The 14141-nt window shown below is 43.5% G+C and carries 15 protein-coding genes; 13 read left to right on the top strand and 2 right to left on the bottom strand.

Annotation, left to right across the window (positions count from 1 at the left end; translation table 11 throughout):
• The first annotated feature begins 151 nt into the window (after window positions 1-151).
• The 10 genes from DF182_RS25670 to hmpA all read left to right on the top strand — a co-directional run bounded on the left by DF182_RS25670 (window position 152) and on the right by hmpA (window position 7771).
• The gene (locus DF182_RS25670) at window positions 152-580 is read left to right on the top strand and encodes a DUF2147 domain-containing protein (protein ID WP_113618622.1); all 429 of its coding nucleotides are present in this window, start codon (window positions 152-154) and stop codon (window positions 578-580) included.
• Window positions 581-917: 337 nt separating this feature from the next.
• The gene (locus DF182_RS25660) at window positions 918-1238 is read left to right on the top strand and encodes an ArsR/SmtB family transcription factor (protein WP_113618620.1); all 321 of its coding nucleotides are present in this window, start codon (window positions 918-920) and stop codon (window positions 1236-1238) included.
• Window positions 1235-1741, top strand: coding sequence for an SRPBCC family protein (locus tag DF182_RS25655; protein ID WP_113618619.1), 507 nt, complete (start codon window positions 1235-1237; stop codon window positions 1739-1741). The genes DF182_RS25660 and DF182_RS25655 overlap by 4 nt, the downstream gene beginning before the upstream one ends.
• Before the next feature lies 1 nt (window position 1742).
• The gene (locus tag DF182_RS25650) at window positions 1743-2156 is read left to right on the top strand and encodes an SRPBCC family protein (RefSeq protein WP_113618618.1); all 414 of its coding nucleotides are present in this window, start codon (window positions 1743-1745) and stop codon (window positions 2154-2156) included.
• A gap of 337 nt (window positions 2157-2493) precedes the next feature.
• Window positions 2494-3252 carry a response regulator transcription factor gene (locus DF182_RS25645; RefSeq protein WP_113618617.1) on the top strand — a complete coding sequence of 253 codons (759 nt, stop codon included), beginning with the start codon at window positions 2494-2496 and terminating at the stop codon, window positions 3250-3252.
• A gap of 99 nt (window positions 3253-3351) precedes the next feature.
• Window positions 3352-4551: an MFS transporter gene (locus tag DF182_RS25640; protein ID WP_113618616.1), complete on the top strand. Its 1200-nt coding sequence runs from the start codon at window positions 3352-3354 to the stop codon at window positions 4549-4551.
• A gap of 17 nt (window positions 4552-4568) precedes the next feature.
• On the top strand, window positions 4569-5138 hold the full coding sequence (locus DF182_RS25635; protein ID WP_113618615.1) for a Crp/Fnr family transcriptional regulator: 570 nt from the start codon (window positions 4569-4571) through the stop codon (window positions 5136-5138).
• Between the two features lie 72 nt (window positions 5139-5210).
• Entirely contained in the window at window positions 5211-5903 is a 693-nt protein-coding gene (locus DF182_RS25630; protein ID WP_113618614.1) for an SIP domain-containing protein, read from the top strand.
• Window positions 5904-6076: 173 nt separating this feature from the next.
• A complete protein-coding gene (locus DF182_RS25625) occupies window positions 6077-6514 on the top strand; it encodes an RrF2 family transcriptional regulator (RefSeq protein ID WP_113618613.1) in 438 nt (145 codons plus the stop codon).
• Window positions 6515-6571: 57 nt separating this feature from the next.
• Window positions 6572-7771, top strand: coding sequence for an NO-inducible flavohemoprotein (gene hmpA / locus DF182_RS25620; protein WP_113618612.1), 1200 nt, complete (start codon window positions 6572-6574; stop codon window positions 7769-7771).
• Between the two features lie 184 nt (window positions 7772-7955).
• Here the strand turns inward: hmpA and DF182_RS25615 are convergent, their stop codons facing one another.
• Complete coding sequence (locus DF182_RS25615) at window positions 7956-8423, bottom strand: hypothetical protein (RefSeq protein ID WP_113618611.1); 468 nt, start codon at window positions 8421-8423, stop codon at window positions 7956-7958.
• A gap of 195 nt (window positions 8424-8618) precedes the next feature.
• On the opposite strand from DF182_RS25615, the gene DF182_RS25610 reads away from it, so the two are divergent.
• The 3 genes from DF182_RS25610 to DF182_RS25600 all read left to right on the top strand — a co-directional run bounded on the left by DF182_RS25610 (window position 8619) and on the right by DF182_RS25600 (window position 13150).
• Window positions 8619-11750: an AsmA family protein gene (locus DF182_RS25610; RefSeq protein WP_113618610.1), complete on the top strand. Its 3132-nt coding sequence runs from the start codon at window positions 8619-8621 to the stop codon at window positions 11748-11750.
• A gap of 168 nt (window positions 11751-11918) precedes the next feature.
• Window positions 11919-12260: a HopJ type III effector protein gene (locus tag DF182_RS25605; protein WP_113618609.1), complete on the top strand. Its 342-nt coding sequence runs from the start codon at window positions 11919-11921 to the stop codon at window positions 12258-12260.
• A gap of 62 nt (window positions 12261-12322) precedes the next feature.
• The gene (locus DF182_RS25600; protein WP_113618608.1) at window positions 12323-13150 is read left to right on the top strand and encodes an alpha/beta fold hydrolase; all 828 of its coding nucleotides are present in this window, start codon (window positions 12323-12325) and stop codon (window positions 13148-13150) included.
• Between the two features lie 35 nt (window positions 13151-13185).
• On the opposite strand, the gene DF182_RS25595 is transcribed toward DF182_RS25600, so the two are convergent.
• On the bottom strand, window positions 13186-14139 hold the full coding sequence (locus DF182_RS25595; RefSeq protein ID WP_113618607.1) for an acyltransferase domain-containing protein: 954 nt from the start codon (window positions 14137-14139) through the stop codon (window positions 13186-13188).
• Window positions 14140-14141 lie beyond the last annotated feature (2 nt).

Raw genomic sequence — 14141 nt, 5'->3', positions numbered from 1 at the left:
TAAACAAATATATAGATAATACGCCAATCCGCCACCAGCGTTACTATATCCCGAAATACCACAGCATTAGGAAACTCAGGAATCACTTTTTTGGTATACCTTCAACGAAATATCAGTCGCCTGCTTTTATTTTACCATAAAGAATCTAAACATGAAACGATTAGCATTAGTAGTAGGATTGACGCTGGCCAGCATGACAGGATTTGCTCAGGCGGCCAGCGCAATAAAAGGTCTGTGGTTTAACCCGGAAAAAGACGGAAAGGTGGACATCTATGAATCATCCGGCAAATATTATGGGAAACTGGTTTGGATGAAAACACCCTTTGAGGCCGATGGAAAAACACCACGCAAAGACAATAAAAACAAGAATGCCAGCCTGAGAGACAGGACCTTACTAAATATGGTAATCCTTACCGGTTTTACATTCGAAGATGGAAAGTGGGTGGATGGTGAAGTATATGACCCTAAAAGTGGAAAAACCTACAGTAGTGTTATGAGCCTGAAAGGTGATAAACTGGAAATCAGAGGATATGTCGGAACACCATTGTTTGGAAGAACGGCTGTCTTCACCAGGCAGTAGACAATATTACACCCTGTCTTTTAATGAAAGCAGGGTGTATTTACTGAATTCCCCCCGCCTCAGCTACAACATAGCATCTTCTACTTCGAAACAAAACGATCCTGATTCTCGTTTTATAAACGGCCCGCGGACGTACCCCCTCGACGCAGCTGGTAATCTCTATTATGCCGACCAGTTTAATAACGTTACCTATGTGATCAGATTCTCTCCGGCTTTTTGTATTCTTAAAAAATAGTACAATTTTAGCCTGCCGGAAAATTTCGAAAATAAATTTGCGAAACCGAAAAGTTGCATTTATATTTGCAACCAATTGGTTTCGGAAACAAAACAAACTACTATGAGAAGAGATGTTTTTCAAGCCATTGCCGACCCCACCCGTAGGGCCATCATCGCTTTGCTGGCCATACAAGCAATGACCCCGAATGCGATTGCAGAACATTTTGATTCGACCAGACAAGCCGTTTCAAAACATTTAAAAATACTGACAGAATGTGAGCTGGTGAAACAAGAGCACCAGGGACGGGAGATTTATTATCAACTTGAAATTGAAAAAATGAAAGAGATAGATAAATGGCTGGAACAATTCAGGAAGATATGGGAAAATCGCTTTCAACAATTAGATGAGCTTTTAGCAACAATTAAAAAACCAAAAAAATGAAACATAATTTGCAGTTTGACTTCCTGGTAGACAAAAAAAAGAATACGCTCACTATCAAACGTGAGTTTTTAGCCGGCCGTGAATTGGTTTGGGACTGCTACACCAAAAGCGAATTGCTGGATAAATGGTTTGCCCCCAAACCCCTGACCACCAAAACCAAATCAATGGACTTCCGTGAAAACGGACATTGGCATTATGCTATGGTGGAACCCAACGGCACAGAGTACTGGGGCTGGACTGATTACCTGAAAATCAAACCCATCGACTACTACACCTCTCTGGATGCTTTCTGTGATGCAGCAGGTGTAATCAATGAAAGCCTGCCCCGCGCTGAGTGGCTGGTAACATTCACCGATAAAGGCGAAAACGCCTTAGTAGAAACGGTAGTGACCTACAAATCGCTTTCCGATCTGGAAGCGGTTGTTCAAATGGGCATGGAACAAGGCATGATCGCTACCCTGGAAAAACTGGATGAACTTCTATCAACTATAAACCCTAGATAAAATGAGCACTAAAGTCACAGTGACAGCTGTCATCAACGCAGACGTTAAAAAAGTTTGGGACTACTATACCCAACCTGAGCACATTACCGGATGGAACTTCGCAGACCCTTCCTGGCATTGCCCTTCCGCCACCAATGATATGCGGGTAGGTGGAAAATATGCGGCAAGAATGGAAGCCAAAGACGGAAGTTTTGGCTTTGACTTTGAAGCTACCTACAATGAAGTGGTAGATGGCGAAAAACTCTCCTACATCATGCCAGACAGCAGACAAGCAACGGTAGCCTTCCACAAAACCGGCAACCAGACTGAAGTTGCGGTAAGCTTTGACCCGGAAACGGAGAACCCTGTTGAAATGCAAAAACATGGCTGGCAGGCCATACTTGATAACTTCAAGAAGTATACAGAAGCCAACTAATATCAAAAACCTTGTAATAAAAGACCCCTTCACATCCTACGATTTGAAGGGGTCTTTTTAAGAAGGATCTATTTAAGCTTTGTTAAAGGCATCTATCCCCCCCGATCAAAACAGCTGATATGGTAAACGAGGCCATTCCCAGCAAATACGCTATCATAGCGAGCAAATAGCTGCTGAACTTCTTTCCATCCAGAAACTGCCCGATTGCCCACGAGCAATAAATAATTGCAACAACTGCTGCCAGCAGGGCCAGGTTAATCCCGGTTATGCTTTCAAAACAAAAAACTTGCGAAAGCCTACACCGGAGTGTAAATTTATAGCCATTTAAATGTTATAAATGAAGAAAGACGCCAGTTCGGGCCTATTGACCAAAAATAAGTTAGGGGAAATCCCGGAGCCAGACCAGCATGAACAACACTATCTGGAAGTGGTGAAGGCATTTGCACGTCTGACCTACGAAAGCGTATATCTGATTGATTATACCAGCATGTCGTTTGAATATGTATCAGAGAATCCGCTGTTTTTATGTGGGTATTCTGCTGAAGAGGTGTTACAGCTGGGTTATGAATTTTATTTCCGGCAGGTGCCGGAAAAAGACATGGAACTATTAACAATGATCAATGAGGTAGGATTTGATTTTTATGCGCGTATTCCTGCACCGGAAAGAAAACTTTACAGCATCACCTATGATTTTCACCTGATCGATAAAGATGGTAAACTGCGCCTGATCAATCATAAGCTGACCCCTCTTTTTCTTACCAGCAGCGGAAAGATGTGGAAGGCCATGTGTATTGTATCCCTCTCTCATCATCAAACAGCTGGCAATGCCCGTATTTACAAACAAGGCTCCATCGAAATGTGGGAGCTAAACGCCGGAAAGAAAATGTGGCTGAAGTCTGAAAAACCTGTGCTCACCGAAAGGGAAATAGAAATTTTACGTTTGCATGCACAAGGACTCTCCATTAATCAGATTGCTGAAAAGATTTTTGTTGCACCAGACACCATTAAATACTACCGGCGACGGATATTTGAGCGTCTGGAGGTAAATAATATTATGGATGCTTTGTCTTATGCAGTGAACAGCAAGCTTATTTAATTCCATTATCTGCAACCCGTTTTTCCGTTTTTGACCTGGATCAAGGTTTATCGTTTTGCACAATGGCAACTTTGTGTCAGCTTTTAAAAACGAAATGAAATGGAATATTTAAAATCAAAATCAGCAGCAGCCATTGATGCGGCTCCGGAAACGGGCACCATCCAACAGCTGTTAATGCTCTGCAGCATTGTCTTCCTTGGCTTTTTAACATTGGGCATATCCCTCGGTACCTTACCTGCTTTTGTAACCAACAAACTACATTACAGCAGTTTGATGGTAGGCATTGTTATCGGTATTCAATCAGCAGCCACCCTGGCAACCAGGCATTTTTCAGGGACTATCTGTGATACCCGTGGCAGTAAAAAGTCTGTTTCAACCGGTTTAATTTTATGTGCCCTCACCGGTGTATTTTACCTGCTTTCCAATGCAATAACATCACAGCCATCCTTTAGTATTCTCCTGTTGTTAGCAGGGCGTTTGGTATTAGGGTTTGGAGAAAGTCTATTAATAACGGGAGCATTATCATGGGGAATAGGCCTGATGGGCGTAAAGTATTCCGGTAAAGTAATGGCCTGGAACGGAATTTCAATGTATGGAGCCCTGGCATTTGGCGCGCCCATTGGCATGTGGATGGAGAACAGCCTTTCATTAAACGGTGCTTTTACCGCTATATTGATTTTGCCAGTTATAGCGCTGGCACTGGCTATTGGGCTTAGCGGAGTGGTGCCGGCAGGTAGCGCAAGAATGCCGTTTTACAAAGTCGTTAAATCCATTTGGCGGCAAGGTAGCGGATTGGCTTTAGCAACAATGGGATTTGGGGTGATTGCATCTTTCATCACACTTTACTTTGCGCAGCAGCAATGGGAGAACGCTTCACTATCACTCACTATCTTCGGTATCGCCTATATATTGGCACGGCTGTTCTTTTCTCATCTGCCTGATAAACATGGTGGTCATATCATTGCCTTTTATTCACTACTGGTGGAAGTTGCGGGGCTCACCTGCATCAGGATGGCAACATCTTCCGAAATGGCTTTCGTGGGCGTAGCCCTTACTGGTTTTGGTTTCTCACTGGTGTTTCCTTCATTGGGTGTAGAAGCTGTTAAACAAGTGACACCACAAAACAGAGGCGTAGCTTTAGGCGCCTATGTTGCTTTCTTTGACCTCGCACTAGGCATTACCGGACCACTGGCTGGGCTGATAGCCGGATATTGCGGATATTCGTTTATCTACCTGACTGCTGCAGTTGCCGCTGCTACTGCAATACTGCTGAATCAGGCACATCGAACGAAAAATTAATTGATATTTTTGTGTTTATGTACGATCAGTTAGTGGATTATATCAAAAGCAAGATTACCGTTAGTGAGCAGGAACTGGAAGTTATTCTATCTTACTTTAAGCCGGTGAAGCTAAAGAAGAACGAGTTATTACTCACACACGGACAAACCAGCCAACGAACTTTTTTCGTTGGCACTGGTTGTTTACGCATCTTTTTTATTACAGAAGAAGGTCAGGATGCCACCAGATATTTTGCTTTCGAAGGACAGTTTGCAACTGCACTGGTCAGCTTCATCACCAGCGAACCTTCTGAAGAATTTATTCAGGCGGTGGAAGATTCCGAAGTATTCTATATCACACATAACGGCTTCTATGATCTGCTGGAGATAATACCTCAGTGGGAGAAATTTTACAGGTCATATCTTGAAAATGCATACGTCACCAATACCAGGAGGCTGATGTCGTTCCTTACATTGGATGCCAAAGAAAAATACCGGCAGTTGCTGGAAGAAAACCCGGACATTGTAAGACGGCTCTCCAACAAAATGATAGCCTCCTATCTCAACATCTCGCAGGAAACATTAAGCAGATTAAAATCTAAAATTTAAAAATCGTTTTTGACTCAGGTCAAAGTTTTTGGATGAGACAATTTCCAAATTTGCATCCATAAAACATTGATTATGGGACATAGAAAAGAAGCAAGTATCATTCAGAGTGGTATCGTTTTGATGAAAGAAAAGATCGCCAGACACACTTTTCATATAAAAGTACAAAGCCAGGATTTTTCTCAAATGCAGTATGTGCCTGGTTTTACCGCTCAATTCTTCCTGGGGAATCCACATTACGATATTGACTGCGAAGACAGAAAATATTCCTTCTGGAATTATGAACCTGTTCACCAGATTGCAGATTTTGCTATTTGTACTTTTTCAAATGGAAAGGGCGCTGACTGGATTAAGTCTGTGCAGCCTGGCGACATTGTATATTTTGAACAGCCAAGAGGCAAGCTGCTGGTGGATAACAGTGCTGATAATTATGTGTTGATTGGTGATATAACATCCTTATCTCACCTGTACGAAATAAACCGGGGACTGGCCATCAGCAAAAACATCAGGAGCTTTGTTTATACAGAAAGTAATGAAGACATTTTCCCTGATATAGACCACAGTTTTCCTTTTGAGTATCATATTATAAACCCTGTCTCTGAAAAAGCGATACTGGAAAAAGTAAAGAGAATTTTTCCTGCAGGTTTTGAAAATACTATGGTGTATACTGTAGGGCATCCTGCCACGTGTATTACGATTCACCATTATCTCAAAAACGAATGTAATGCTCCCCTTCATCACCTGCGTACGAAGCCCTTCTGGAAATAGGTTATCAGCAATGTTTTTACTTCACTTTTACATAGTTTTTTATCAAATATAATAATATTAAAATCCGTCAATCCTGGCGCTGGCATCATCATTCCCGAAATAATAAAAGATATTTTTGCCTTTTATTATTCCGGACTTATCTTTGTGTTGCAATTAAATATTCAGGCAGCAATATGGCTATCTTTTCCAAAACATGTGAGTATGCGATGCGCGCGGTTTTCTACATCGCGCAGCGATCTCATGCCGGATACAAGGTAGGTAGTAAAGAAATTGCTGAACATATTAATTCTCCGGAACCATTTCTTGCCAAAATTCTTCAGAAGCTCAGCCGGGAAGGACTGATCCAGTCTGCCAAAGGGCCTAATGGCGGCTTTTACTTTGATGCCGCTTCCCTGAACCGGCCGCTGGCGGACATCGTGACAGCTATTGATGGCAATGAAATATTCATCGGATGCGCACTGGGCCTCTCCTATTGCTCCGAAAGCAATCCCTGTCCGCTGCATGAAGATTTTAAGAAAATCAGAAACCGGATCACCCGCATGCTGCAGAACACCACTATCGGGAAATTCAATATGGGGCTGATTAAAGAGAAATTTACGCTGAACAAGTAGTTTTTTTTATAAAAATAAAGGACAAAAAAGTCTTTTGTTATTCAAAGTTTATATAAGATGACAACGGAACAAAAACAGCTCGTAACAGCTACAGTGCCAGTGCTCAGAGAGCATGGTGTATTGCTGACAACCCATTTTTATAACCGCATGTTTACCCATAACCCGGAGCTGAAACATGTATTCAACATGGGAAACCAGCAGAATGGAAAACAACAGACAGCCCTGGCAATGGCAGTACTGGCCTATGCAGAGCACATTGATAATCCGGCTGTACTGATGCCGGTAGTAGACAGCATCGGACATAAACATACCAGCCTCGATATCCGCCCGGAACACTATGCAATTGTTGGAAAACACCTGCTGGCCTCCATCTCCGAAGTACTGGGAGATGCCGCTACACCGGAACTGCTGGAAGCATGGGCTGTAGCCTATCAGCAGCTGGCAGCCATCATGACTGGCCACGAACAACATCTTTATACAAAACAAGTAAGCAAAAATGCAGGATGGACCGGCTGGAAACCTTTTATTGTAAAACAGAAAATAAAAGAGTCGTCGGAAATCACTTCCTTCTACCTGTATCCAGCTGATGGTGGCGATGTAGCGGATTTTCTGCCAGGTCAGTATATCAGTCTGCGCCTGTTCCTGCCTGAACTGAACCTGTTGCAACCCCGCCAGTACAGCATCTCCTGTGCTCCCAACGGTAAATATTATCGTATTTCAGTAAAAAGGGAAGCAGGCGCCAGTCATCCCGACGGACTGATCTCCAACCGCCTCCACGATCATATCCAGGAAGGAGACGTAGTGGAATTATCAGCACCTGCCGGCACCTTTACACTCCATGAAAATACATCCCGTCCTAAAGTATTTATCAGCGGCGGCGTAGGCCAGACACCTCTGATGGCCATGCTCGAAGAGCTTACCGCCAAACAGACAGATACGGCCATCACCTGGGTACATGGATGCCGCAACGAAGCAGTACATGCCTTCAAAGACCGCCTCACACAACTCGCTGACTCCTATTCCAATCTTAACCATCATATTTTTTATGATCAGCCTGAAATACAGGCACAATACACCGGCTGGGTGGATCTCTCCAAAATTAAAGCAGCCGTATTACAGGCAGACGCCGATTACTACATCTGCGGACCTGCGCCGTTCATCGCCAAACATTACGGTTTTCTGGTAGAAAATGGTGTAGATACAGCCTCGATTCATTTTGAAGAATTCGGGCCAGCGTCTCTGCAGTTAAACAACTAGATAAATACCGGAAGGGGGCTTTTGCCCCCTTTTGATTTATACGTTCACGTTATACACCCATCATGTCTGCAAAATATAAGATTGAAAACAGGCGATTTATGATGATGTATAAACTGATAAAGGTAAGTGGCGGAGTATCTCAGTTTGTAATAGACGAAAAAGGTTATCTGATTATTAACTATAATTAATATACTTCCAGGATAACAATACTCATTTTATTGAAGAGAAAACTATCTCCGGCTTTTTTGTGTAGCAACAATTTTGCAAGCGGTGTATAGGGAGACAGAAAAAATATGGACCGATCATCTATGAGTTGTTTCCCTAATCCTGCGGCAATAAAAAAGGACTGTTCCTCACATCGTACAAAGGCACCTGTTTGGATGGTGGTGTAGATGACGTCTGTTTTTACTTCCTGTAACCTGGACAGTTCCTTCATATTTTCAGCCAGTTGCCGGGCATACATGTCTTTTTCAAGATGCCCCATGGCCCTTCCGGTTTCATATTTATCGCCTGCAGAACTCTTTCCTTCGCTATTGGCGGCTTCCTGTGCATTATCCATGGCTGATTTGGCCATTGTAATACGTTCTGCTATTAATTGCAATCCGGCCTGTTTTAAATTAGCTTTAAAGGCGATCATTGCTTCACTTGTCATAAATTACTGATTGGATCAGGATTAAATTAAGTAAAAGTTTTGCATATACGTTTTCTTTCCTAAAAAGAGCCTCCGGGAAGTCTACAGCCAAAAAATAACTACCTTCGCCCCCGTAACCATCATAGAATTGCCAGTATATGCCTCCCCGTTAACAGAGCATATGTTGGCACCCATTTAATATATACCCGGATTGCTATGCGTAATGCCTTCATTAGAAAAGTTGCATTAAAAATATTAAAAATTACATCAATATCTCTGGCCGCAATTCTTGCGTTGCTGTTTTTGCTTCCCATCCTTTTCCCCGATGCCATATCCAGCAAGATCAAGACCTGGGCCAACAACAGTATCACAGGTGAACTCAATTTTTCCAAAGCCCGGTTATCTTTCTTTAACCACTTTCCTGCCCTAACGCTAACCCTATACGATGTTAGCCTGAAAGGCGGCGCCCCTTTCGCACAGGACACCCTCGTGGCCGGCAATGAAGTGGCCCTGGGTGTAAACCTGAAAAGCGTATTTTCCAATGCCATCACCATCGATGAGATATATCTGACCAAAGGGAAAATCCATATCATGGTTGATTCCTCGGGACATCCGAATTATAATATCTATAAAGCGGCCCCGGCCAGCACCGCCAGTAAACCCGATAGCGGCAGCGCCTCCATGAAGATAGAAAGGATACAGATTGATCATTGTCACCTCATCTACGATGATCAGTCACTCCCTATGTATGTGCAGGCAAAGGACGTAAACTATATAGGTAAAGGAGATCTCAGCAAAGCCGTCTTCGATCTTTACTCTAAGATCAATATCGGCTCCCTGGATTTCATGTATAACAATACTTCGTATATCCTATCTAAAAAACTAAACGGGGAACTCATCACAAAAATCAACACCAACTCCCTGGATTTTATTTTTGAAAGAAATGATCTGAAAATAAATGAACTGCCGGTAAGATTAAAAGGCGCTTTCGCCTTCATGAAGAATGGCTACAAAATGGACTTCCGGCTCAGCTCTATGGAATCAAGTCTGCACGCCATTTTCGGAGCCCTGCCTCCTGAATATCTTACCTGGATGCAACATACCAATGTAGATGGTACTGCGGATGTAAATGCCAGCTTGATAGGTGAATATATTGCTGAAACCAACACCATGCCCAACCTGACCTTTAATATGCAGGTGCGCAACGGTGTTATCAGCAATCCCAAAGCACCGGCACCCATTAAAAATCTGTTTTTAAATTTTCAGTCCAGGCTAGCCCAGCTGAATACCGATAGTTTATATCTTAATGTAGACTCCATCTTCTTTAATATCGATAAAGATTATTTCAGCTCTGTGATACGGGTAAAAGGACTTAAAACACCTGATATCCACCTCAAATTAAATACAGACCTGGACCTCGAAAAATGGAGCAAAGCGATGGGCTGGCAGTCTTTCGACCTCAAAGGTCAACTGCAGGCACATCTGCTGGCTGACGGTCCATATGCCACCAGCATTGTAAACCACGGCCCCAAACACCATCCGGACACAGTTATCAGTAGTATTCCTTCCTTCGATCTCAAGGCCAACTTCCGCGATGGTTACTTCAAACTGGCATCTCTCCCGGAAGCGCTGAAAAATATCAGCTTCGAGGTAGCAGCTAATTGCCCGGATAACAATCTGGCACATACGCACTTTAATATCGGTAATATCAACGCCAACCTGTTAAGCAACTACATCAAAGGCTACTTCCGCTTCAGCAATGCCCAGGCACCTGTTATAGACGCACAACTGGCCTCTGTCCTGCAACTGAGCGATGTCAAACAATTCTATCCCATGGATAGTCTTGATGTTACCGGCGCATTGCATGTGGATATTAATACCAAAGGCAGCTATGTACCGGCCAAAAGATTGTTCCCGGTAACTACGGCCAAACTGACCATGAGTGATGGTACTCTGCAAACAAAATATTATCCTAAACCCATTCAGAAAATCAATGTAGATGCCAGCATTACCAACACCACCGGCACACTCAGCTCCCTGAAGGTAGATGTGAAGCCCATCGCTTTTGAATTCGAAGGAAAACCATTTCTGCTGAAAGCAGACCTGAGTAATTTCGATAACCTCCGGTATAATATTACGTCTAACGGTACCATTGATCTGGGTGCCATCTATAAAGTATTTGCGATACAGGGATATGACCTGAAAGGCTTCATCAAAACCAACCTGGCGCTCAGCGGAAGCCAGGCCGATGCTGTTGCCGGACGCTATAATAAACTAAATAACCGGGGCACTATGACCGTCAGGGATATTGTGCTCAATTCGGAGCTGTTTCCCCTGCCCTTTTATATCAGCAACGGTATATTCCGGTTCGATCAGGATAAAATGTGGTTTGATACCTTTATCGCCACCTATGGAAAATCGAAGCTCACCATGAATGGCTTTTTAACCAACGTGATTGGTTATCTCACCGGAAAAAACCAAACGCTGCATGGCACCTTCGATTTTAAAAGCAATGACATATTCGCTGATGAACTGATGACCAATTCCAGTACAACAGCGACTACTACTGCTACTAAAACAACTGCCCCTTCCGGTGTGATTATCCTGCCTTCTAACCTGGCACTGACACTCAATGCAGCAGCAGACAGAATCCGCTTCAAAGGCATGAACATTGATAGTTTCCATGGACAGCTGGTGCTGGACAGCGGCAAAGTAGCGCTCAACAAAACCGGGTTCAATATTATCGGAGCCCCCGTAGAAATGGATGCCACCTATGCCTGTATACACCCACAACGGGCCTCCTTCGACTATCACATCACGGCAAAGGAATTTGATATCCGGCGCGCCTATAATGAAATTAAAATTTTCCGGGATATGGCCAGTTCGGCTGCCAGCGCCAGCGGCATAGTAGGTATTGACTATCACCTCGGTGGTAAACTCGACGGCAATATGAATCCAATCTACCCTTCACTCAAAGGTGGTGGTGTATTGTCTGTTAAGAAAATTAAACTAAAAGGCTTCAAACTGATGAATGCTGTAAGTCAGTCCACAGGCAAATCAGAAATAAAAGATCCGGATGTTTCCAAAGTGGACATTAAATCCAGCATCAGCAATAATATTATTACCATAGAGCGGACCAAGCTGCGCGTAGCTGGCTTCCGCCCCCGCTTCGAAGGACAGGTGAGCATTGATGGCAGACTAAACCTGAAAGGCCGCGTAGGCCTGCCTCCATTCGGTATTCTGGGTATACCCTTCAACGTTACCGGAACACAGAGTAATCCAAAAGTAAAATTGCGGAGAGGCTCCGATAAGGACCAGCTGGAAGAAACACCCGATACTGAAGAATAACATTGACTACACGATACATTCAGCATTCATCTCCCGATGGATGCTGTTTTTGTTATATGGAAAAGATATTCTAAAATTTTTATTTTTGAGCGGTAAAACGGGATGTGGTGAGCTTAAAATCAATACTCACGTCAAAACGTCACCTTAATCTTAAAAATATTATTCCGCATGAACGGGCAATTAACTACATTGATTGGAAAATTAAAAGACAATTCAATCCTGTTTAAAGAAGTGATTGAATTTATAGAAAGTCAGTATCAGCACCAACCAACAGCCTTCAAAAATGGAGATGCTTATAATGAGGCTACACAAAACCAGGGTAGTGCTAAAGTTTTTGCTTTTGCCCAATTAAATAATCTTTCCAAAGAAGATACACTTTACTTATTTGCAGAACACTATCAGTCAGTATTAAATAATCCCAATGGGGACGACCATCAAAACATCAGGCAATTTATGGCTCATGGATGGTCAGGTGTGGTATTCGAAGGCCAGGCACTGGTGCAGAAATAAATGAATGTATGAACGGGATCACCACCGCCCGTTCATATATTTTACACGCAAAAAAATAACCAATGGCCAACTGGCAAACAGGAGTCTGCGAAACAAACAACATTAGCATACATTACACAAGAACCGGAGGAGATAAACCGCCATTAATCCTGTTACATGGATTGATGACTAACGGCTTGTGCTGGACAGGGCTGGCACATGCACTGGAGGAGGAATATGATGTTATTATGCCGGATGCCAGAGGGCATGGCAGCTCCAGCACACCCGACCACGGATACCGATATGAAGATCATGCAAATGATGTCGCCGGTTTAATAAAAACGCTGAGACTTCCTCCTCCACTCCTGCTCGGACATTCAATGGGAGGGATGACTGCAGCAGTAGTGGCAAGCCGTAAACCCAATCTACTCGCAGGTCTGGTATTGGCTGATCCGACCTTCCTGAATCCCGCAGTTCAGCGCGAAGTACGGGATAGTGATGTGGCTGATCAGCATCGGAAGGTTCTTAATATGTCATTGGAGCAAATAATAGCTGAAGCGCGCACCAGGCATACTAAGCGGTCACCGGAGACGATTGAGCTATTCGCCCGGGCCCGGCTTCAAACCAGCATGGCTGCTTTTGACGTTCTCACGCCACCCAATCCCGATTACAGGCAGTTAGTGATTAACATCGATATTCCAGGCCTCCTCGTATTTGGTGATAGAGGCGTGGTTTCTGCTGCTGTTGCTGAAGAGCTGCAACGTGTTAATTCCAGACTTCAGATTGAACAAATCATGGAAGCTGGTCACAGTGTCCACATGGACCAGCCGGAACGCTTTGCCGCTATCGTCAAAAAATTCTTAGGCTCCATTGATATTGTTCCGGCTACAGACAGAACAGATCGAACGTAATAGACTAAACGACAAAACCCATTTTTTGTGGCCTCTCATAGCCCCAAACTTTTTTGTAGTATTTCCAGCTGTTCCAGCTCTCTTTTATAAGGGGTCATAATCTGAAAAGTCTGAGAAGTGGATGAGGGGCTTAAATTATACTTAACAAAAGTAGCTCCTGTACCAGAAGGGCCAACGTCAATATAGCGGCAGACGCCTTTATTTTCAAGATACTTCACCATTGCCGGGAAATTCATATAACAGCTGATGGCTTCCCAGAAATAGTTTTCGGGTAACTGACTTAGCTCTTTGTTATGTACTCCGGAAACAAATCCTGTATCAGGATGGGCCAGAGATAGTGTACTGGCGGTGTAATACGTAAAGTTATGCTCACTACATTCAATTTGCGGGGAATGAAAAGGGTAATTGACAGGAAGCCGTAAAAACTGTATGTCCCGCTTATCCAATTCAGTCTGAAATGCGTCCAGGTGCTGCGATAGACCGGTGAGCGTAAAATGTCCCTCAAAGTTATCAGCAGCCAGGAAAAGCTGATGTTTAAGATAAAGAGGCTCCAGGCTTTTCTTTTCATGTATGACTGCCAGCATACCGCCGGGAACATCATTCCTTACAATTGACTTAGCTTGTTCTATAGCTGCTTCGATGGCACTCTCAGGTTCCCATACCCCACTCACCACTCCTGCCGCAAATTCACCAAGACTGCTACCCGCTACATAATCCGGATTTATTCCTTTTCCCTGTAACACCTTGTACATGGCTATTTCTACCGCTACAATAGCCGGATGAGTAATCAGTAAGTCATCAAACTGATACTGATCTACATAATACAGTTCATCAATCAATGAGCGGTTTAACTGTTTCCGTACTATTACATCACTCTGTTCCAAACTATTTCTGAAAACAGCATCCTGCCTGAACAGTTTTTCTCCCATACCTCTGTACTGGCTTCCCTGGCCTGAAAAGAGGAATACTATATTGTCATTACTCTTCATAT

This window comes from Chitinophaga flava (genome assembly GCF_003308995.1).
GTDB classification, from domain to species: domain Bacteria; phylum Bacteroidota; class Bacteroidia; order Chitinophagales; family Chitinophagaceae; genus Chitinophaga; species Chitinophaga flava.
Note: the sequence above shows the minus strand (reverse complement) of the source record. Positions and strands in the feature narration are given on the sequence as shown.